General features: G+C 68.1%; 14 protein-coding genes. 2 read left to right on the top strand and 12 right to left on the bottom strand.

Translation table 11 applies throughout. The annotated features are described in order from the left end of the window. Nucleotides 1-34: 34 nt before the first annotated feature. The gene (locus tag C475_RS21370; RefSeq protein WP_006885999.1) at nt 35-349 is read left to right on the top strand and encodes a UxaA family hydrolase; all 315 of its coding nucleotides are present in this window, start codon (nt 35-37) and stop codon (nt 347-349) included. Between the two features lie 52 nt (nt 350-401). On the opposite strand, the gene C475_RS21365 is transcribed toward C475_RS21370, so the two are convergent. The 5 genes from C475_RS21365 to C475_RS21345 form a co-directional block, all read right to left on the bottom strand. Beyond that, on the bottom strand, nt 402-1,829 hold the full coding sequence (locus C475_RS21365) for a family 4 glycosyl hydrolase (protein WP_006885998.1): 1,428 nt from the start codon (nt 1,827-1,829) through the stop codon (nt 402-404). Between the two features lie 183 nt (nt 1,830-2,012). Continuing rightward, nucleotides 2,013-2,273, bottom strand: coding sequence for a hypothetical protein (locus C475_RS21360; protein ID WP_006885997.1), 261 nt, complete (start codon nt 2,271-2,273; stop codon nt 2,013-2,015). Nucleotides 2,274-2,440: 167 nt separating this feature from the next. Continuing rightward, entirely contained in the window at nt 2,441-3,469 is a 1,029-nt protein-coding gene (locus tag C475_RS21355; protein WP_006885996.1) for an LLM class flavin-dependent oxidoreductase, read from the bottom strand. A 2-nt stretch (nt 3,470-3,471) separates the two neighbouring features. Beyond that, entirely contained in the window at nt 3,472-4,677 is a 1,206-nt protein-coding gene (locus C475_RS21350) for an enolase C-terminal domain-like protein (protein ID WP_006885995.1), read from the bottom strand. Between the two features lie 102 nt (nt 4,678-4,779). Then, nucleotides 4,780-5,811, bottom strand: a complete 1,032-nt coding sequence (locus tag C475_RS21345; protein WP_049931140.1) for a zinc-dependent alcohol dehydrogenase — start codon at nt 5,809-5,811, stop codon at nt 4,780-4,782. Nucleotides 5,812-6,084: 273 nt separating this feature from the next. Between C475_RS21345 and C475_RS21340 the strand changes: the two genes are divergently transcribed. After that, nucleotides 6,085-8,094, top strand: a complete 2,010-nt coding sequence (locus tag C475_RS21340) for an ABC transporter substrate-binding protein (RefSeq protein ID WP_006885993.1) — start codon at nt 6,085-6,087, stop codon at nt 8,092-8,094. Nucleotides 8,095-8,415: 321 nt separating this feature from the next. On the opposite strand, the gene C475_RS21335 is transcribed toward C475_RS21340, so the two are convergent. From C475_RS21335 to C475_RS21305, 7 genes are all read right to left on the bottom strand, one after another. After that, a complete protein-coding gene (locus tag C475_RS21335; protein ID WP_006885992.1) occupies nt 8,416-8,673 on the bottom strand; it encodes a hypothetical protein in 258 nt (85 codons plus the stop codon). 137 nt (nt 8,674-8,810) lie between these two features. Then, nucleotides 8,811-9,857, bottom strand: a complete 1,047-nt coding sequence (locus C475_RS21330) for an ABC transporter permease (protein WP_006885991.1) — start codon at nt 9,855-9,857, stop codon at nt 8,811-8,813. Nucleotides 9,858-9,938: 81 nt separating this feature from the next. Continuing rightward, complete coding sequence (locus C475_RS21325) at nt 9,939-10,994, bottom strand: ABC transporter permease (protein ID WP_006885990.1); 1,056 nt, start codon at nt 10,992-10,994, stop codon at nt 9,939-9,941. Nucleotides 10,995-11,048: 54 nt separating this feature from the next. Then, nucleotides 11,049-13,283 carry an ABC transporter ATP-binding protein gene (locus C475_RS21320; RefSeq protein ID WP_006885989.1) on the bottom strand — a complete coding sequence of 745 codons (2,235 nt, stop codon included), beginning with the start codon at nt 13,281-13,283 and terminating at the stop codon, nt 11,049-11,051. 108 nt (nt 13,284-13,391) lie between these two features. Then, nucleotides 13,392-14,237: a phytanoyl-CoA dioxygenase family protein gene (locus tag C475_RS21315; RefSeq protein WP_161625239.1), complete on the bottom strand. Its 846-nt coding sequence runs from the start codon at nt 14,235-14,237 to the stop codon at nt 13,392-13,394. 121 nt (nt 14,238-14,358) lie between these two features. Then, complete coding sequence (locus tag C475_RS21310) at nt 14,359-15,333, bottom strand: endo-1,4-beta-xylanase (RefSeq protein ID WP_006885987.1); 975 nt, start codon at nt 15,331-15,333, stop codon at nt 14,359-14,361. Nucleotides 15,334-15,483: 150 nt separating this feature from the next. Next, on the bottom strand, nt 15,484-18,750 hold the full coding sequence (locus C475_RS21305) for a family 78 glycoside hydrolase catalytic domain (protein ID WP_006885986.1): 3,267 nt from the start codon (nt 18,748-18,750) through the stop codon (nt 15,484-15,486). Between the last annotated feature and the right edge of the window lie 77 nt (nt 18,751-18,827).

Genomic DNA, 18,827 nt, shown 5'->3' with positions numbered 1-18,827 from the left:
GGTCCCGCGTGACCCCGTACCGAGGTGGCTCGCGATGAACGGCGAGACGGTCGGCGACGCCGCGGTCTACATGGCCGAGGGCGACAACGTCGTCACCGCGCTGGACGACCTCGACGCCGGGCGACAGTTCTGGATCGGCGGCGAACCGGTGAGACTGGTCGAGGACATCGACGCCGGACACGAGTTCGCACTCGTGTCGATCGACGCCGGCGAGACGGTCCGCAAGGACGGCGAGGGGGTCGGGACGGCGACCGCACCCATCGAACCCGGCGAGTGGGTCCACAGCCACAACGCCGATCGCACGCGAGACCGCCCGTCCGCCGAGGCGGCGGTCGACGAGGAAGCGTGAGGCCGGAACGCGGGCATAGTCAGACGGTGGACACCAGCGACACGGCGCGCCGTCAGTGGAGCACGTCGGCGCCGGCGATGTCGTAGGCGTCGAGATAGTCGCGTTCGGCCTCGACGAGGTCGGCGAACAGCGCCTCGATGTCGGCGGGGTCGAGCGTCACGAGCGGTTCGTTGCGGAACGCGCGAAAGGCCAGGTCGAGATCGCCCGCGAAGCCGGCCTCGACCAGCGTCTCCTGGTTGGTGACGTGGGTCTCGACGAGACTACGGACCGGCGCCGGGAGGGTACCGGCGGTCAGGGGCGTCAGCGAGTCCTCGGTGAGCAGCGCGTTCGTCTCGACGACGGCGCCCTCCGGGAGGTCCGGACACTGCCCCTGGTTCGGGACGTTGACGTTCGTCTTGACCGCGCCGTGACCCAGGAGCGCGGTCATCAGGTCCACCATCTCCTCGCCCGGGTGGGAGATATCGACCGGCTCCTCGCCCGACAGGATCGCCTCGCGCTCGGCCATGGCCTCGGGCCAGCTCTCGACGCGGTGACTGCTGGGCGTGAGCTTGATCCCCCAGCGGTGGATGTCCGCGGGCGCTTCGACGGGGTCGAGATACCACGGCACGAACTCGACGAGATGCCGGTCACCCGCCGCGGGGAGGATCCCGTAGCGGCGGTACAGGTCGAGAGTGACCTCGTGATTGGTGCCGTAGACGCTCATGTCCGCGATCGCCGGGTCACCGGGCTCGTACGACGGGGGATCCCGCGTCGCGAGTTCGGCGTCGACGGCCTCGAAGAGGTCCCGCCCGCCCAGCGTCGCCTCGTCGATCCAGGTGAAGTGGTTGACCCCCTTCACGGTCACGTCGACCTCCTCGTAGGCGGGTTCGTCGATATCGAGGTGTTCGGCGGCGAGGTCGGCCAGCCACTCCTGGACGTGGTACACCTCGTGACAGATGCCGACGGCGTTGATGTCGGGGTACTCCTCGTAGAGCGTGCGGGTGCAGACGGTCATGGGGTTGGTGAAGTTGAACACCCAGGCGTCGGGGCAGTGTTCGCGCACCGCCGCGGCGATCTCGCGGTACTGGGGGATCGACCGCAGCGCCCGGAAGGTCCCGCCCGGCCCGACCGTATCGCCGACCGTCTGGTGGAGCCCGTACTCTTGGGGGACGTCGAGGTCGTGGGCGAACGTCTCGCTCGGGGGATCTTGCGTCGAGCAGACCACGAAATCCGCGCCGTCGAGCGCCGCCTCCAGCGTCTCGACGGCCTCGTAGCTCCAGTCGCCGACCGCCGCCTCCTGGCGCTGGATTTTCCGCCCGAGTTCCGCGTTCGTCCGCGCGCTCTCGTAGTCGAGGTCGTACAGCCGGACAGTTCCCCCGAACTCCTCGGTGAGCGCGAGCAGGTTCATCAGTTTCTCCGCCCAGTCGCGGCTCCCGCCGCCGACGAAGCCGATCACGACGGACTCTTCTCGCCGGTGCTGGCTACCATTGAGGCCGTGCATACTCGCTCGTCGGAATACATCGGCTTAAAACCGATCGTTCCGAGAGGCCGATCGCCGCGGATCGAGGGGCTGGAACCGGTGAGCCGCCGAGCCGGCAGCCACCGGGACGACGCTCGCGGCGAGCGTCGACGGGGACCTACGCGCCGCCGAACAGGTGCGCCAGCGGGAGAAGGTCAGGCGGGATTAGAACTTGTGGTACGACGGGAGGAACCGGATCGCGTACAGCGGGAGGACGGCGAACACGAAGAGGACGCCGGTGACGAGGACGTTCCAGGAGACCAGCATCCCCGCGATGGCGGGGAACCCGGCGGCGTTGACACCCACCGCGAGGAGCGAGAGGACGACGAGGAGCGCGGCCACCCCGACGACGGCCCTGTTCTCCGTGATCAGCTTCCTGACGCGGCTGTCCCCACGGTACCGATCGAGGTCGACACTTGTGCTCATCTACCGTAGTAGTCCAGCCAAACAGATTTAATAGTTCCGGTGGTTCGGACGGCCGGCCCCGGTGTCGGAGCAGGCCCGGTCGGTGGACCACGGGTGTGGGCGGGGGTCGTGCGGGAGCGGTCGCGCCACGGACGCCGTCGACGCGTTCCCGGTGCGTCTCTCGGCGCTCAGTCGAACTGCGGGACGACCTCGTCGGCGAACAGTTCCATCCCGTCGTGGTCGGGGAAGTCGACGAACCAGCCCTGGAACTTCGTCACGCCGGCCTCGATCCGCTCCTCGATGGCCGCCGCGCACTCCTCGGGCGTCCCCATGACGAAGTACTCGCGGGCGTCCGCCTCGGTCGCGATGTCCGGCCGGTCGGTGTACTCCGACTCGAACTGGATCGGCAACATCACGTCGAGCAACCGGTCGAGTTTCGCCTCGTCGCGGGTGCAGAGGACGTGGCCGTCCCAAGAGTACTCGATCTCGCCCGGGTCGCGACCGACCGTCTCGCAGTGGTCCTCGATGACGCCGATCTTGTGTTCCAGCGTCGCCACGTCGCCGTTGAACACGTCCGTGTTCCACACGTCGGCGTGCTTCGCGACGAGTTTCAGCGTGACCTCCTCGCCCTGCCCGCCGACGAGGATCGGCGGGTGCGGGTCCTGCACCGGTGCCGGCGCGCAGGGGGCGTCCTCGATCCGATAGTGGTCGCCGTCGAAGCTCGCGCCGTCGCCGCCGGCCGCCCACATCCGCTTCAGCAGCCGGATCGACTCGTCGAGGCGCATGAGGCGCTCGAAGCCGTCGCGGTACTCCCAGCCGTAGGCGTCGTACTCTGGGTCGTGCCAGCCGGCGCCGAGGCCGAGTTCGAGCCGGCCCTCCGAGACCACGTCGAGCGTGGCGGCCATCTTCGCGACCAGCGCGGGGTTGCGGTAGTCGTTGCACAGCACGAGCGAGCCGACGTTCACGTCCTCGGTGAACCCCGCGATGGCCGACAGCAGGGTCCAACACTCGTACTCGGCGCGGTCGCGGCCGAGCATGAGGTGGTCGGGCGCCCAGACGGCGTCGAAGCCCAGCGCCTCGGCCTTCAGGACCCCGGCTTTCGTCTCCGCCCAGTCGAGGCGCTCGTAGCTGGGGGTGTCGCGGTGGACCGGCTCGCTCCCGTTCTCGGGCGCGCCGGCGAACACCGGCGCGTTGTACTCGAAGCTGATCTCCGACATGGTCACTCGACCGCGTAGTGTTCGATCGCCTCGCGGTTGAGTTCGGAGCTGAGACCGACGCCGTCGGGCAGGGGGACGGCGCCGTCCTCGGCGTCCGGCGGGTTCGCGTAGATGGCGTCGGCGTAGGTCGAGTCCTTCTCTTCCTGGCGGTCCTGGTACCACTGCGGGATGGGGAAGTACTCGGCCATCGGCGCGTTCGTCGACGCGGCGATGAAGTGCAGGTGGGGGTTCGTCCCCGTGTGGGGGATCACAGGCACGTCGTGAGCACTCGCCATGGCGTCGATGCGCAGGAGTTCGGTCAGCCCGCCGCAGCGATGCACGTCGGGCTGGAGGATGTCGACGGCCTCCCGCTCGAGCAGTTCCTTGTGGCCCCAGCGGGTGAACTCGTGTTCGCCGCCGGAGATCGGCATCGGCGCGGCCTCGCGGATCTCGGCGTAGCCGTCGATGTCGTCGGGGATGACCGGCTCCTCGACCCACGCCATGTCGTACTTCCCGAGGCGGTCGAGCATCCGCTTGGCGTACTTGACCGTCCAGCCCATGTACGCGTCGGCGGCGATCTCGATCTCGTCGCCGACCGCCTCGCGGACGGTCCTGACGATCTCCTCGTTTTCCTTCATGCCGGCGCGGCCGGCCTCGGGGCCGTGCCGGAAGCGGAGCTTCATCGCGTCGAACCCGGCCTCGGCGTACTCCTGGGCCTCCTCGGCCAGCGTCTCCATGTCGACGGGGTGGAGGTTGCTGGCGTAGCAGGGGATCTCGTCGGTCGTGGGGCCGCCGAGCAGCTCGTAGACCGGTTTGTCGGCCTCCTTGCCGGCGATGTCCCACAGCGCGAGGTCGACGGCGCTGATGGCCTCGACGGCCGCGCCCTTGCGGCCGAACGGGATCGTCGCCCGGTACATGATGTCCCAGAGCCGCTCGCGCTCGCTGGGGTCCTCGCCGACGACGAGCTTCGAGAGCGTCTCGTCGACGATGGTCTCGATGGCGCCGGTCGCCCAGTTGCCGTGACCGACGCCAGTGATCCCGGCGTCGGTCTCCACCTCGACGACCACGTCGCCGACCGGACCCATCCAGTCGCGGCGAGCGTCGGGGTTGTCGCCCGTCGCGTTGTTGTACTCGTCGTACTTGCTCAGCACGGTCACGAGCGGGAACTCGACGAACTCTCCCCACGACTCGCTCCCGATCTTGGTCGCTGATACGTCTGTTATCTCCATTGCGTCGTCCCTATCGTCCCGCCACCGGGGCTAAAATCTTTCCGTCAGACGGGCACGTACCCTGCGAACCACGCCCTCGGGTCCGTCGCGAGTCGGCGGAGGTCAGGCGGAGAACTGGAAGACCGGTTTGCAGGTTTCGCCGTTGAGAAACGCCTCGAAGGCGTCCGAGGGGTCGCCGGTCCCGTAGGAGGTGTCGATGATCTCGTCGACCGGGATCTCGCCGCGCTCCATCAGCCGGAGCGCCTGTTCGAAGTTCGACCAGGTCGAGCCGTAGGAGGTGTTGACGTCGACCTCGCCGCGGACCACCGACGTGAGCGTGACCTCGCTGGTGTCGTTGGGGATCCCGACGACGACGATCTGTCCGCCCTTCCGTACCTGCTCGACGGCGGTCCCGATGCCGGAGTGGTGGCCGGTCGAGTCGAAGACGACGTCGAACCCCCGGCCGCCGGTCACCGCGTCCGTCCGTCCGTCGAGGCTCTCGGCCTGCACGTTGATCGTCTCGATGCCCAGATCGTTCAACAGCGGGAGCCGGTACTCGGCGTCCTGGTCGAGACCGGAGACGACGACGTTGGCGCCCAGCGAGTCGGCGACGGTCGCGATGAGCACCCCGATCGGGCCCGGTCCCTCGACGAGGACGTCGTCGCCGGGCCTCGTCGTCGACTGGTCGAGGACGGCCCGGGTAGCGATGCTCGTCGGCTCCGTGATCGCGGCGTGGCGGAGCGGGACGGCCTCGGGGACCGCGTGGAGGTTCGACGGGTCGACGGCGACGTACTCCGCGTAGGCCCCGTCGCGGTGCATACCGGTGATAGAGAAGTTCTGACAGACGTTGGGCTGGCCGTTCTTGCACTGAAAACAGTCGCCGCAGTCGTGGATCGGCTCCTCGATGATCTTGTCCCCGGCTCGAAACGCGTCCACGTCCGCACCGACCTCGACGACCTCACCGGAGTACTCGTGACCCATGATACGCGGTATCTGGATCCACTCGTAGCCGTTGTCGTACTCGTAGGCGTGGGCATCGCTCCCGCAGACACCGGCCGAATGGACGTTCACGAGCACTTCGTCGGGGTCGATCGACGGGCGCTCCAGTTCCTGTAACTCCACCGAACGCGCGCCGGTATGTATAATTGCTTTCATGATAGCGAGTGTCAGTTTCGCCGGGTTACTATCCTCAATAACTTATTGAAGTGATTAATACTTTGTGATGCACCGGGTTTCGCGCCCGGACGCCGTCGTCCGTCTCGGTGTCGTGCTTGCCGGGCAGTCGAGCCCCGGAACCGACCCCGCCCGACCGCCACCGAACACTCCCCCGCTGGAACGGACGCCCCAGCGGGCCGTTTCGCCGTCCGAGAGGGCATATACCCAAAAACTTACAAAAAGTATTTCACTGATGGTTTAGACAGGTATGTCATGGTCAATAGTACCAGTGATGGCAGCGACGACGACAGCTCCGCGAGTGAGGGCGGAGTGACCGTCAATCGGCGGCGGCTCCTGGCCGCCGCGGGGATGACGGCGGTCGGTGGGCTCGCCGGGTGTTCGGACGGCGGGTCGGTCGATGGGACCAGCGACGGCGGCGACGGCGGTGACGGAAGCAGCGACGGCGGAGGCGGGGGCGGCGACACGTCCACGTCTTCGGGCGGCATGCAGGACACCGACCAGACGTTCCGCTGGTTCCGCACCGACGCGGACCTGTCGGCCATGCAGATGAGTCCGCTCCACCCCAAGTGGAGTTACACGCTGCGATACCCCTTCCACGCCTGCCTCTTCGAGCCGAGTACGACCCACAGCACCATCGTGACCGAGGGGATGGACTGCGAGAGCATCGAGTTCGACGCCGACGCGGGCACGTACACGTTCAATATCCGCGATAACGTCTACTGGCACCGCGGCAGCGAGATCCTCGGCGAGCTCACGTCGGAGGACCTCAAGCTGCAGTGGGACATGCGCCACTCCGAGAAGCTGCTGGGCCTGCGCGCCCCGCAGGTCGAGAGCGTCGAGACACCCGACGACAAGACGCTCGTGTTCAACATCGGGGACGCCCACTCCCAGAACATCGAGCTGTTCCCGCCGGGACAGCCGTTCGCCTACATCTACCGCGACGGTGAGCTGGCCTCGATGTGGGAGGACCTCCAGTCAGCATCGGGCGACGAGGCCGAGAGCATCAAGGAGGACATCATCAACCACAGCAAGCCCACCGACGGCACCGCGATCAGCGCCGGCGCGTGGTACATCGACAACGCCTCGCCCCAGCGGCTCGACCTGCGCCGGGTCGAGGGCCACTGGCTCGCCGAGTCCGAGGAGATGAACAACAACTGGAACAGGGCCCAGGTGATCAAGGCGACCGGCGCCGGCAACGCGATGCAGCAGGGCCTCGAACAGGACCGGATCGACTACGCCAACGACGGCTACCCGGCCTCGCGCGGCCTCGACTCCATCCCCGACGGGATCACCGCCCGCGTACAGTCGCGCCAACAGGGCCGCGGCTTCATGATCAACTACGCCGGCGAGATCAACGACCTGATGAAAGTCGAGGGCGACACCGCGTCGCAGTCGATCGCGAAACTCCGCCAGGGCTTCGCGCACGCGGTCGACGGGATGCAGATCTTCAAGAACTTCCGCGGCGAGCGCCTCGCGGAACAGGTCGGCACGCTGGAGAAGACGACCTTCGGCGAGGCCTCGCTCATCCAGGAGTACTACCCCGACCTGTGGGAGGCACTGCCCGACTACGGCTCCAGCCACCAGCCCGAGAAAGCCAAGGCGGCGTTCCGCGCCGGCGGCCTCTCCCAGGACGGCGACACGTGGGTCAAGCCGAACGGCGAGCCGTTCGCGCCGACCATCCAGGTCCCGAACACGGAGACGGTCTTCGGCGTCACGATGCGGGACAACCTGCGGGCGGTCGGCGTCCAGGCCGAGGTGTCCTCCGAGTCCGAGACGAAGTTCATCAACGACCTGTTCAACAACGGGTACAGCATCTGTCACAACTACGTCTACACCGGGATGGTCCCGCCGGATCTGGAGTCCGCGGAGATGCTCAGCTCGTACGGCAACTCCTGGGCGTGGAAGCGCCACAACCCCCCGGGCAAGTACGAGATCCCCGAGATCGGGGACATGACCGGCGACGTGGTCGAGACGTTCAACGCCGACACGGCCCAGGAGACCATCCAGACCAGCGGCATGGACGACAGCGAGGAGCGCGCGACGCTGGGGAAGAAGGCCATCTGGGCGGCCTCCTACCACCTCCCGGGGATCCCGCTGTTGCCGGGGGTTTCCATCGACCGCTTCAACACCGCGAACTTCGAGTGGCCGGGCCCGAACGAGACGCTGTACACGGCCACCGAGGACAGCCCCGTCTCGATGGGCGTCCGCGGCCGCCACGCTATCCGCGGCTTCAAGGGCCAGTACGTTCCCACCGACCAGTAACGACCATCGAGACACGCGAGCGGCTCGCTGTCGCCAGTTCGCGGTTCGAAGTCGTCTTTCCACGTCCGAAGTCGGTTTTCCGCGTTCGATATCCCTCCGAGGAGCGCCGGCCCGCTCGACTGTCTGCACGTCCATCGAACTCCGCCACGACCGAGCGGCTCCCGCTGTGACCCGACCGAGACGCTCGTGAGCGGCCGGGCTGACCGGGTGGGTTCCGGGAGGTGCGTGGGCCGCGAGGCGAGCGTGGCAGGGCGGAGCGACGAGACGCGTGAGTGCCAGTCCATCCGGACTCCCGGAGAGCGAGAGAAAGAACCCTCGAATTCAGTCCTGGGTCGACGACTCGACGGTCCTGACGCCGCGGTACTGTCGGCACCAGACGAGCATGCCGCCGAACAGGACGATGCTGCCGAGGACGACCGCGAGCGCCAGGATCGAGATGACGAACGCCTGGGAGTCCAGCGACCACTCGATGAACGCGAGCGAGATCCCCAGCAGTACGAGTAACACGAGGTTGATCGCGAGGTAGGCGGGCCACACCGGCGCCCACTCGCAGATCCGGCGTGCCGTCTCGTCGTCCATACGTGCCCTCTCACGGGCCGACATTATCTATCCTGCGGAAGTTCCGGGGTCGAAACGCCGCCTCGACCGGGCCGACGGAGCCGACCCGGCGAATCGTGACGGACGAGGGAAAACGGGGCGAAGCGCGGTCGGCGCGCTCAGTCGAACGAGGCGATGGTGTCGTCGTCGTCGGAGTGGCGAGCGCGGACGCGCGGGTTGAACAGTCGGTCGAGCCCCTGCGACAGGAGGATCGTCGAGAACCCGAGTCCCCCGATGAGGGCGATCGGGACGAGGATCCAGTTCATGTTGTCCAGCGTGAGCAGGGAGACGTAGTCGAACGCCTTGTTCAGCATGATCCCCCAGTTGTTACGCGTTAACGGGAGCGCCCCGAGGAAGTACAGCGCCACCGAGGCGTGGATGACCCGGACGGTGTTGCGCATGAAGTTGATCATGACGTAGGGCATCACGCTCGGCAGGATGTCGTCGCGGATGATCGACCCGGAGCCGAGCCCGATGGTCCGCGAGGCCTCGACGTAGGACTCCTCGCGGGTCGAGATGACCTGCGAGTACAGCGAGCGGGCCAGGTTCGGCCAGCCGTCGATGCTCAGCAAGATTCCGACGAGGATCGGGTTGCTGGGCGAGAGCGCCACCGCGACGACGATCAGCAGCGGCAGCCCCGGGATCGTGATCTGGATGTCGATCGCGGTGAGGATCGCCCGCCCGACGAGCCCGCGTTTGTACCCGGCGAGAGTTCCGGTCAGGACCGCGACGACGGTCATGAACCCGCCGCCGGCCAGCGCCATCAGCAGCATGTCCGGCGTCGCGTGGACGGCCTGCTCCATGATGCCGACTCCCCAGTTGTTGGTCCCGAGGGGGAACTTCCAGATCCCCGTGTACGTCCAGCCGAAAACCGTGAACTCGGGGATCCCGAGCGGCTGGATGACGTAGTCGGAGTTGAACGCGCCGAGATAGGCCGGCCCGTCGTTCAGCTCCGGCGGCCGCGTGATCACCACGCCGAGCGTTCCCATCAGGACGTAGCCCAGGAGGATGATCGAGCCGACCTTCGTCCGGGTGTCCTCCCAGATGATCTCGAACGGCGTCACGAGCCAGGAGTCGTAGACGTCGGCCCACTGCTCCCGGCGGGACATCTGCGCGACGTTCTCGCTCTCGATGCGCTCGAAGACGTTCGTCTCCTTGTCCGACATCAGCGGTCACCTCCCTGGGGCGGGCGCGCGCTGGGCGTCCGCCCGTCGCGCGCTCGCCCGCTCGAACCGACCGGGTCGCGTTCAGAAGCTCTCACTGCTCTCACCCTCCTCGATCCGCGGGTCGATGAGCGGATACGTGATGTCTGCGACGTAGATCGCGGTGACCGTCGCGAACGTGAACAGGATGAACCCGCCCATCATCAGCGGGAAGTCCCGCGCCTGCAGCGCCCGGTACATCACCCAGCCCATCCCGCGGTACTGGAAGATGGTCTCCAGGATGAGCGACCCGCCGAAGACGTACGAGATGGACAGCAGGAAGTTGGTGTACATCGGGAGCAGGGCGTTGCGCGCGATGTACCGGACCGAGATGCGGCTCGTCTCCAGACCGCGGAGGCGGGCGTTCTTGACGTAGTCCGACCCGAGGACCTGGATGGAGTTGGCGCGCATCGCGAGGACGCCCCCACCGAGCGACGCGATCGCCAGCGAGATGACCGGGAGCGCGGCGTGGTTGAGGATCCCCGAGACGTAGGCCCAGTTGAGCCCCACCGTCGCGCTGGGGTTGACCTTGCCGCTGATCGGGAACACGCCGTACTGGAAGGCGAAGACGAACAGCAGCAAGATCGCCCAGACGAAGTAGGGGATCGACTGGATCCAGATGAACAGCGTCGTCGCGCGGGTGTCGAGCGACGACCCCTCGTAGTTGGCCATCAGCCCACCGAAGATGATCTGCTGTAGGAACGACATCACGACGGCCAGCGAGACGATGAAGACAGTCCAGGGGATCACGGGCGCCATGACCTCCATGACCGGCTCGCCGTAGAAGATCGAGCGGCCGAGGTTCCCCTGGAGCACGTCGCCGAACCAGTCGAAGTACTGGACGTAGATCGGTTGCGTCGGGTCGATGTCGACGTACAGCTGTGCGATCTCCCGGAACGCTTCGACCGCCTCCGGGTTGGTGGGCGAGCTGAACGACTGGCCCGGTCCCATCGATCCCATCATCAGCTTGGCCAGCAGGAAGTCCATCGGCCCCCCGGGCATGAACCGGATGATGGCGAACGTGATCGTGAGGGTGGCCCACGCCGTGAACAGGGCCTGTGCGGTCCGCTTCGCGTAGTATCTGAGTAGTCCGTCTTTCATTGGTCTCGGTCCGTGGTGTCGTCGGCCGTCCGTCCCGTCGCGGTCGAGTCGCGGTCAGTCATCGGACTCACCCGCGGCGGCGTTGCCCGTCGGGTCGATCCGCGAGTCGGTCGTCTCCGACTCCAGCGGCTCGCTCTCCCAGTACTCGTGGTTCGGGTCCGCCCGGAAGCACGCGACCTCCTTGCCGTCCTCGGTCTCGATCGGGTCGGGATTCTCGGCCGTGCAGGCCTCTCGGGCCTCCGGACAGCGCGTGTGGAACCGGCACCCGCTGGGCGGGTTGGTGGCGTCCGGGATGTCGATCCGGCGCATCGGGAGCGTCCCGATCTCCTCCTTGTCGAGGTCGGGCGTCGCCCACCGGAGCGCCTCGGTGTAGGGGTGTTCGGGGTTCGAGATGATCGACTCGACCGGCCCGATCTCGACGATCTCGCCGAGGTACATGACGGCGATGCGACCGCCCGCCTTCTCGGCGAGGTAGCGGGCGTTCGAGAGGTCGTGACTGATGAACAGGAACGAGGTGCCGAACATGTCCTGCAGTTCCAGCAGCAGGTCCATCGTCTCCACGCGCAGGCTCACGTCCAGCGCCGAGATGGCCTCGTCGGCGAGGATCATGTCCGGGTTCATCAGCAGCGCGCGGATGAGCGCGACGCGCTGTTGCTCGCCGCCGGAAAGCTGGTGGGGATACCGGTCGGCGTAGTCCTCCGCCGGCGCCATCCCGACCAGTTCGAGGAGGCTGTAGATGCGGCGCTCGCGGGCCTGCTTGTCCATCTCGGCGTTCCACTTCTTGAGGGGTTTCTGGAGCGTCGAGACGACGCGCTTGTTCGGGTTGAGCGCGCTCGCCGGGTCCTGGTGGACGATCTGTAGCGCCCGGCGGATCTCGCTGAACTCGATATCGGCGTCGGCCGGGTCCGGCGCGCCGATGCCGCCGGTGAGCCGCGACAGCAGCGACCCGCGGTCGTCGTGGGCTTCCCAGATGTCGGTCCCGCGGTAGCGGATCTCGCCGCCAGTCGGCCGCTGGAGGGCGATCGACGCCTTCCCGAGCGTCGTCTTCCCGCAGCCGGACTCGCCGACCAGCGCGACCACGTCCTCCTCGTAGACGTCGAGGGTCACCTCGTCGACCGCGTGGACCGTCTTCGACTCGCGGGCGACGACCCCCTCGGTCTCCTCGAAGTGGATGGACACGTCGTCGAGCGACAGCAGCGGCGACCCGCCCCGCTCCGACGCCAGCGTCGGTGACGACGCCGGCGACGCGTCGCCCGACGACGCCGGCGACCGGAGGTCGACCTGCTCGTCGACGTCGTCCCAGTAGTGACAGGCCGAGGTGTGCTCGCCCGTGACGTCGTACAGTTCGGGGTCGACCTCCCGGCACCGGTCGGTGGCCATCGGACAGCGCGGGTGGAACGAACAGCCCTCGGGCACGTTCACCGGGTCGGGCGCCGACCCCTCGATGGCGTCCATCTGGTCGAGCGGCCCCTCCAGATCCGGCGTCGAGCGCAGCAGTTTCCGCGTGTAGGGGTGGGCCGAGTCGTCGAGGATCTCCTCGGTCGGGCCGACCTCGGCGATCTCGAAGGCGTACATCACCGCCAGTCGGTCGGCCAGGTCCGACAGCTGCGCCAGGTCGTGCGTGATGAAGACCACGGTGAGGTCGTATCGGTCCTGGATCTCGTCGATGAGGTTGAGGATGGACCGCTGCATCAGCAGGTCCAGGGCGGCGGTTGGCTCGTCCATGACGACGACCTCCGGTTCCAGGACGAGGCTGAGCGCGATGAGCGCGCGCTGGCGCATCCCGCCGGACAGCTCGTGGGGGTAGGAGTCGAGCACACGCTCGGGGTCGAGATACAGGTCCGAGAGGAGCTGGCCCGCTCGCTCCATGCCCTCCAGCATGTCGTAGTCGTGGTTGTCGAGCGTCTCCTCGAAGTGCGTCCGGATCTCCATCGTGGGGTTGAACGAACTGAGCGCGCTCTGGGACACGATGGAGATCTCCTCCCACCGGAGCCGGCGCAGCCCCTCTGGGTCCTGGTCGAGGATCTCGATCTCCTCGCCGCTCGGCGGGTAGTAGCGGATCGACCCGTCGAGGTCGCCCTCCTCGGGCACGGCGTCGACCAGCGCGTTCGCGAGCATGCTCTTCCCGCTCCCGCTCTCGCCCACGACGCCGAGCACCTCGTTTCGCTTCACGTCGAGGTCGACGTCGTCGAGGACTCGCGACACCCCGCGGCTCAGGTCGAACGTGACGCTCGCGTTCCGTATCTCGAGGATCGTATCCTCGGCCGCCGAATCACCATTATTATTCATTGGTTTTTCGGTCGCCATGCATCAGTCACCATTGATAGGGATCAACATAGACCAGATATTACCTTCTGGTTAATAAAAACCACCGGTCAGTCGGGGCGGTTCGGGGGGTCACTCGCCGGCTGCGGGCGGGGTCTTGGGCTCCTTGGACCCGAAGGTCTCGACGAGTTGCTGCTGGTAGGGGGTGAGCCGGTCGAGCAGCTCGTCGGACGGTTCGTAGCCGAGGCGGGAGACGCCCCACGACGGCCCGTAGCGGAACACGCACATGCGCCGCTCGCCGTCGTTCGTCCGCGTCGCCGAGCCGTGGGTGATGCTGTCGACGAACAGCAGCGCGTCGCCGGCTTCGAGGTGGACCTCCCGGGCCTCGGGGACCGCTTCCAGCGTGTCGCCCTCCAGGTTCTCCCAGTTCGGGAGCTGGAAGTTCGACTTGTGACTCCCCGGGACGACCATCGTCGCGCCGTCGCCCGGGCCGATGTCGTTCATCGCCACGAGGATGTTCACCTGCCCGCAGTGGAACTCGTCGTCGTGGTAGCCGAACTGCGTGCGCTGGGTGGGCGGCGTCCCGCCCGAGTGCAACACCGTCCCCTCGCCAGGCGGGAACACCCCGAAGAAGTTCTCGTCGATGTACAGGGGACCGTGGTTGTAGTCGAAGGTCCCCTCGCCGCCGACGTACCGGCGGGCGTACTCGACCCACGAAGGGTGGTCGACGAATGTCTCGAACGGCGGCAACTCGTAGATCTGCTGGAGCGAGGTCTGCGACGAGTTGCCGGTGCGATGGACGTGGCCGTGCCAGGAGTCCGGCTCCATCGGCAGGATCTCGTCGACCGCGTCGTTGCACGCTTCGACCTCGGACTCCGAGAGGGCTCCCTCCAGTACGAGGAACCCCCGCAAGTCGAAGAGGTAGTCATCCATCTCGCTGGGCGTGTCCGGATCGTGATCTGGGGTAACGATATCCACGGGTAGTGCTGTCTGAGCGGACATAAAAAGCTAGCCCGAACTGGTGGTTCGAAGACAGGTTCGTCGGCGGCCAGTTCGGGCGGCGAGTCGGCGTTCCGCGTCCCGACCCCGGTGGGATGGGTCACGCTTCGAAGAGGGCCGCTTTGACCGCGTGGTAGGCGGGTTTGGGGTCGCACTTCCGGTCGAACAGCAGCGGGTCGATCGTGAACCGCTCCTCGGCCTTGTAGAAGTCACGCACCCAGGAGTTGCCGTCGTTGACTCCCCAGGTGGTGATCGAATCGACGCCGGCGTCGACGCAGGCCTCCACGAGGGCGCGGTAGTACTCCGCCTGGGCGGCGAGCGGGTCGTCGGGGACCGAGCCGACCTCGTAGGCCACGTCGAGTTCGGTGACGTGAACGTCGAGTCCGAGGTCGCGGAACCGGCGGACGGTGTCGGCGACGTCCGCGGGGTCGGCCTGGCTCCCGATCCCGTGGAGCTGGAGCCCGATACCGTCGACGGGGACGCCGCGGTCGCGGAAATCCGCGAGGAGGTCGTAGACGGCGTCGGCTTTCTCCGGTTCGGTCGGGATGTCGTAGTCGTTGTAGAACAGGTCCGAGTCGGTCACCTCGGCGGCCCACTCGAAGGCCTTCTCGACGTACTCGGGGCCCATCCCCTCGTACCACACCGACTCCCGCATCGACCCGTCCTCGTGGACGGCCTCGTTGACCACGTCCCAGGCGTCGATCCGCGTCCCGTACCGGCCCGCGACCGTGCGAACGTGGTCGCGCAGGAAGTCGCGGACCTGGTCGCCGGAGTAGTCCCACTCCTGGAACCAGTCGGGCTTCTGGGTGTGCCAGACGAGGGTGTGGCCGCGGACGGCCATGTCGTACTCGTTCCCGAAGTCGACGATGGCGTCGGCGTCCGAGAAGTCGTAGGTCTTCGGCGAGGGACGCAGCGGCCCCATCTTCAGCTCGCTCGACGTGGTGACGCTCGTGAACTCGGTCCGTGCCGTGTTCCAGTAGTTGCTGTCCTCGCGCAGCGGGGCCGCCGACAGCGCGGCCCCGAACTCGATACCCCGTGCTTCGGCTCGCTCTCGCAGAGTCGCTTCGGACGACATCGTTCGGAGAGACACCGCCCACGACCTAAAGCTGCGGGTGCCGGAAGAACCCGCTTCGACCGCCGGAGACCGGGCCGTTCCGGGGATAGTGGGCGAGGCGACGGCGGCCATCGCGGCCGTTCCGTCCGCGCCACACGCTCGCGCACCTTCTCACTCGACGGTGAACCGATAGGACCCCGACCCGGTAGCGACTTCGAGGCGGTCGGCGTTCCGGCCGACCGCTTCGACACCCGACCGCCCGGGATCGGTCGCGTCGGCAGCCTCGTCGCCGTCCCCGTCGGCGGAACCGTCGTGCCAGAGCAGTTCCCCGTCGACGCGGACGGCCGACGCGTCCTCGTCCAGCGGGACGGAGACGCGACCCTCGGCGTTCCAGGGGATCTCGACGGCGAGTTCGTGGCCGGTGTCGGTCCGCTCCCACCGCGACTCGACGGGACCCAGCGGCGTGTCGACGCTCCCCTCGGCCCAGTCGAGGTCGCCGACGAACGAGGGGGCGACCGCGACGCGGTAGTCGTCGGCGCCCAAACGCACGTCGATGCCGGCGAGGTGCTCGTAGAACCACTCGGAGACGCAGGCGAACGGGGAGTGGTTGAGCGAGTTCATCCGTCCGCCGACGTGCTCGTCGCTGTCGCTGTCCCAGCGCTCCCACACCGTCGTCGCGCCTTCGCGGAGCATGTACACCCAGCCGGGGAACGCGGGGTCGCTCACGACCTCGTAGGCCAGGTCGGCGTGGCCGTGGTCGCTCAGGACCGCGAGTAGCGGTCGCGTCCCGAGGAATCCGGTCTTCAGTTTACGCCCGTCGGCCTCGACGTTCTCGGCGAGGTTGGCGACGACTTCGTCGACCCGGTCCTCGGGCGTGATCCCGAAGAAGACCGGGAGCGCGTACGTGGCCTGGGTCCGCGCCTCGTAGGCGGCCGCGTCGGCGTCGAAGTACCGGTCGTTGAACGCGTCGGCGACCGCGGCCGCCCGCTCGGCGTAGCGGCCCGCGTGGTCGTCGATCCCCAGCGCGCCGGCGATCTTCGCGAGCAGGGAGACGCTGCGGTGATAGTAGGCGTTCGTGAAGAAGTCGGTGGGTTCCCCCCGGCGGCCGTCCGTATTCTCCAGAGCGACCCAGTCGCCGAAGCCGGCGCGTTCGTCGGGGAGCAGGCCGTCCTCGGCCACCGAGTTCCAGTACTCGACGTAGCGGCGGAACGATTCGTAGTTGCGCCGCAGGACGCTCTCGTCGCCGTAGAACCGGTAGCGGTGCCACGGTATCGCCAGCAGCGAGACGGTCCACGACGGGTCGGCCACCGCCGGGAGCCGACCGTGGGGACACTTCGAGGGGACGTAGCCGTGGCGCGACTGCGTGTCGCGGTGGTCCCTGGTCCACTTCCCGTGGAAGGTGGCGGCGTCGAAGTTGTACTGGAGCGCCCGGGCGGCGACGTGGCCGTCGCCGGTGAACCCCATCCGCTCGTCGCGCTGGGGGCAGTCCGTCGGGACGCTGTGGGCGTTGCTCCGCAGTCCCCAGCGGGCGTTCGACTGGACGGCGGTCAGGTCCTCGTTCGAGCAGGCGAACGTCCCCGAGGGATCGAAATCCGTGTGGACGACCCGCGAGCGCACGTCGTCGACGGTGAGTTCGCCCGGGTAGCCCGACACCTGCGCGTAGCGGTAGCCGTGGTAGGTGAACCGCGGCTCGTAGGTGCTCTCACCCTCGCCGACGACGTAGGTGTCGGTGGCGTCGGCCGACCGGAGGTCGACCGTGCGCAGACCGCCCGACTCGTCCAGCGCCTCCGCGTGGCGGAGGACGACCTCGTCGCCGGGCTCGCCGCCCGCGACATCGATCGAGAGCCAGCCGGTGTGGTTCTGCCCGAAGTCGACGATCGGGCCGTCCTCGTGGTCGACGATGGCGACGGGCGCTCTGGTCTCGGTGACCCGGATCGGGTCGGTCCGCTGGGGCGCGGGCGTCCCGGCGGGCGGGTCGGCGACCGCGACCGACTCCCAGTCGGCGTCGTCGAAGCCGGCCCGTGCCCACCCCGGTCGTTCGCGGCGGGCGTCGTAGGTCTCGCCCTCGTAGACGTCGTTCTCGACGACGGGGCTCGGAGCGGCCCGCCAGTCGGGTCCCGTCGAGACGGTGGTCGTCGTCCCGTCCTCGAACTCGACGGTGAGGTCGAGGCGCGCCCGCGGCGAGCCGGCCGAGAGCCACTGTCGGGCCGACCGCGCGAACCAGCCGCGGCCGAGCCAGATCCCTATCGCGTTCGTCCCCTCGGAGAGGTGCTCGCCGACCTCGTAGGTCGAGTAGAGGACGCGTTCGTCGTACTGGGTCCATCCCGGGTTCAGCGCGTCGTCGGACGCCCGCTCGCCGTTGCAGTACAGTTCGCCGTAGCCCAACCCGACGAACCGCGCCCGGGCGCTCGCGACCGGTTTCGCCAGATCGAACTCCCTTCGGAGTAGCGGCGAGGTCCCCGTCATCGTCGATTCGGTGCGGCCGTCAGTGAGCCGGTCGGCCCCCCACGTCTCCGTCTCGACGCTCGACGACGCCGTGACGGGGCGGCCGCGCGCGAGGTCGTCGCCCGACTCGTCCCGGACCGACAGCGCCGCGAGCGCGAACACCGCCCAGGCGTCGAACGACTCCGCGAGACCGTCGTCGTCGGGATCGAACGATTCGAGCGCGGTCGCGGTCACGCGGACGTAGCCGGCCGTCGCGCCGTCGATATCGTGAACGACGGGCTCGCGGCGCGGGTCGGGCCGGTCGGCGTCGGTCGCGTCGACGACGGTCCGGGCGTCCGCGAACGACGGGTCGTCGGCCACCTCGACGCGGTAGCGGTCGGGGAAGCCGAACGCCACCGGTCCCTGGGCCGTCGTCGCGTCGAGGTACGTCTCCTCCGTGTCGTCGGCGGTCACGGTCCAGCCGTCGGGCGTCGCGGTGTCGGTGAACGGCTCCGCGGGGTACAGCTCGACCGCGTCGATCTCCCGTTCGCCACCGAGGTCGACGCCGACCCACTCCGTCGGGTCGTCGTCGGGGTCGCGCCAGCGGCTCCGGTAGCCGTTCGAATCGCCGCCGTCGGGCTGGTGAGTGATCCAGTCGCCCGACCAGCCGTCGGGCGCAGTCCCGAACTCGGCCGGCTCGGCCGGCTCGGAGCGGTCCCCCGCGTCGTTCCAGACGGTCACCGTCCAGTAGTACGTCGCGTCCGCCGCGAGCGGCGGGCCGTCGTACGGGACGGCCGTCGTCCGGTCGGACGCGACGCGCCCGCTGTCCCACAGCGCGTCGCCGTCGAGTCCCGTCGGCGACGACGCCACCCGGAGCCGATAGGCCGCCTGGCCGTCGCCCCAGCCGGGGTCGGGGACCCTCCACGAGAACCGCGGCCGGTCCTCGGAAACGTCCGACGGGGACGGTCTGAACTCGACGCTGAGCGCTGTCGGCGTGACGTGCTCTCCGGACATTACTACCTGTACCCTCGGTCGCGCACATAAGTGTATCCTCCCGGTCGGCGCCTCGTTTCCGTCGATCCGTCGGGGAA

Origin of the sequence: Halosimplex carlsbadense 2-9-1, assembly GCF_000337455.1 — an archaeon.
GTDB lineage: Archaea > Halobacteriota > Halobacteria > Halobacteriales > Haloarculaceae > Halosimplex > Halosimplex carlsbadense.
The sequence above is the reverse complement of the archived record's forward strand: the minus strand, read 5'-3'. Positions and strand labels throughout refer to the sequence as shown.

Coding starts and splice junctions, on each gene's coding strand:
- C475_RS21370 (WP_006885999.1), top strand. CDS start 35: ATGAACGGCGAGACGGTCGGCGACGCCGCGGTCTACATGGCCGAGGGC.
- C475_RS21365 (WP_006885998.1), bottom strand. CDS start 1,829: ATGCACGGCCTCAATGGTAGCCAGCACCGGCGAGAAGAGTCCGTCGTG.
- C475_RS21360 (WP_006885997.1), bottom strand. CDS start 2,273: ATGAGCACAAGTGTCGACCTCGATCGGTACCGTGGGGACAGCCGCGTC.
- C475_RS21355 (WP_006885996.1), bottom strand. CDS start 3,469: ATGTCGGAGATCAGCTTCGAGTACAACGCGCCGGTGTTCGCCGGCGCG.
- C475_RS21350 (WP_006885995.1), bottom strand. CDS start 4,677: ATGGAGATAACAGACGTATCAGCGACCAAGATCGGGAGCGAGTCGTGG.
- C475_RS21345 (WP_049931140.1), bottom strand. CDS start 5,811: ATGAAAGCAATTATACATACCGGCGCGCGTTCGGTGGAGTTACAGGAA.
- C475_RS21340 (WP_006885993.1), top strand. CDS start 6,085: ATGGTCAATAGTACCAGTGATGGCAGCGACGACGACAGCTCCGCGAGT.
- C475_RS21335 (WP_006885992.1), bottom strand. CDS start 8,673: ATGGACGACGAGACGGCACGCCGGATCTGCGAGTGGGCGCCGGTGTGG.
- C475_RS21330 (WP_006885991.1), bottom strand. CDS start 9,857: ATGTCGGACAAGGAGACGAACGTCTTCGAGCGCATCGAGAGCGAGAAC.
- C475_RS21325 (WP_006885990.1), bottom strand. CDS start 10,994: ATGAAAGACGGACTACTCAGATACTACGCGAAGCGGACCGCACAGGCC.
- C475_RS21320 (WP_006885989.1), bottom strand. CDS start 13,283: ATGAATAATAATGGTGATTCGGCGGCCGAGGATACGATCCTCGAGATA.
- C475_RS21310 (WP_006885987.1), bottom strand. CDS start 15,333: ATGTCGTCCGAAGCGACTCTGCGAGAGCGAGCCGAAGCACGGGGTATC.
- C475_RS21305 (WP_006885986.1), bottom strand. CDS start 18,750: ATGTCCGGAGAGCACGTCACGCCGACAGCGCTCAGCGTCGAGTTCAGA.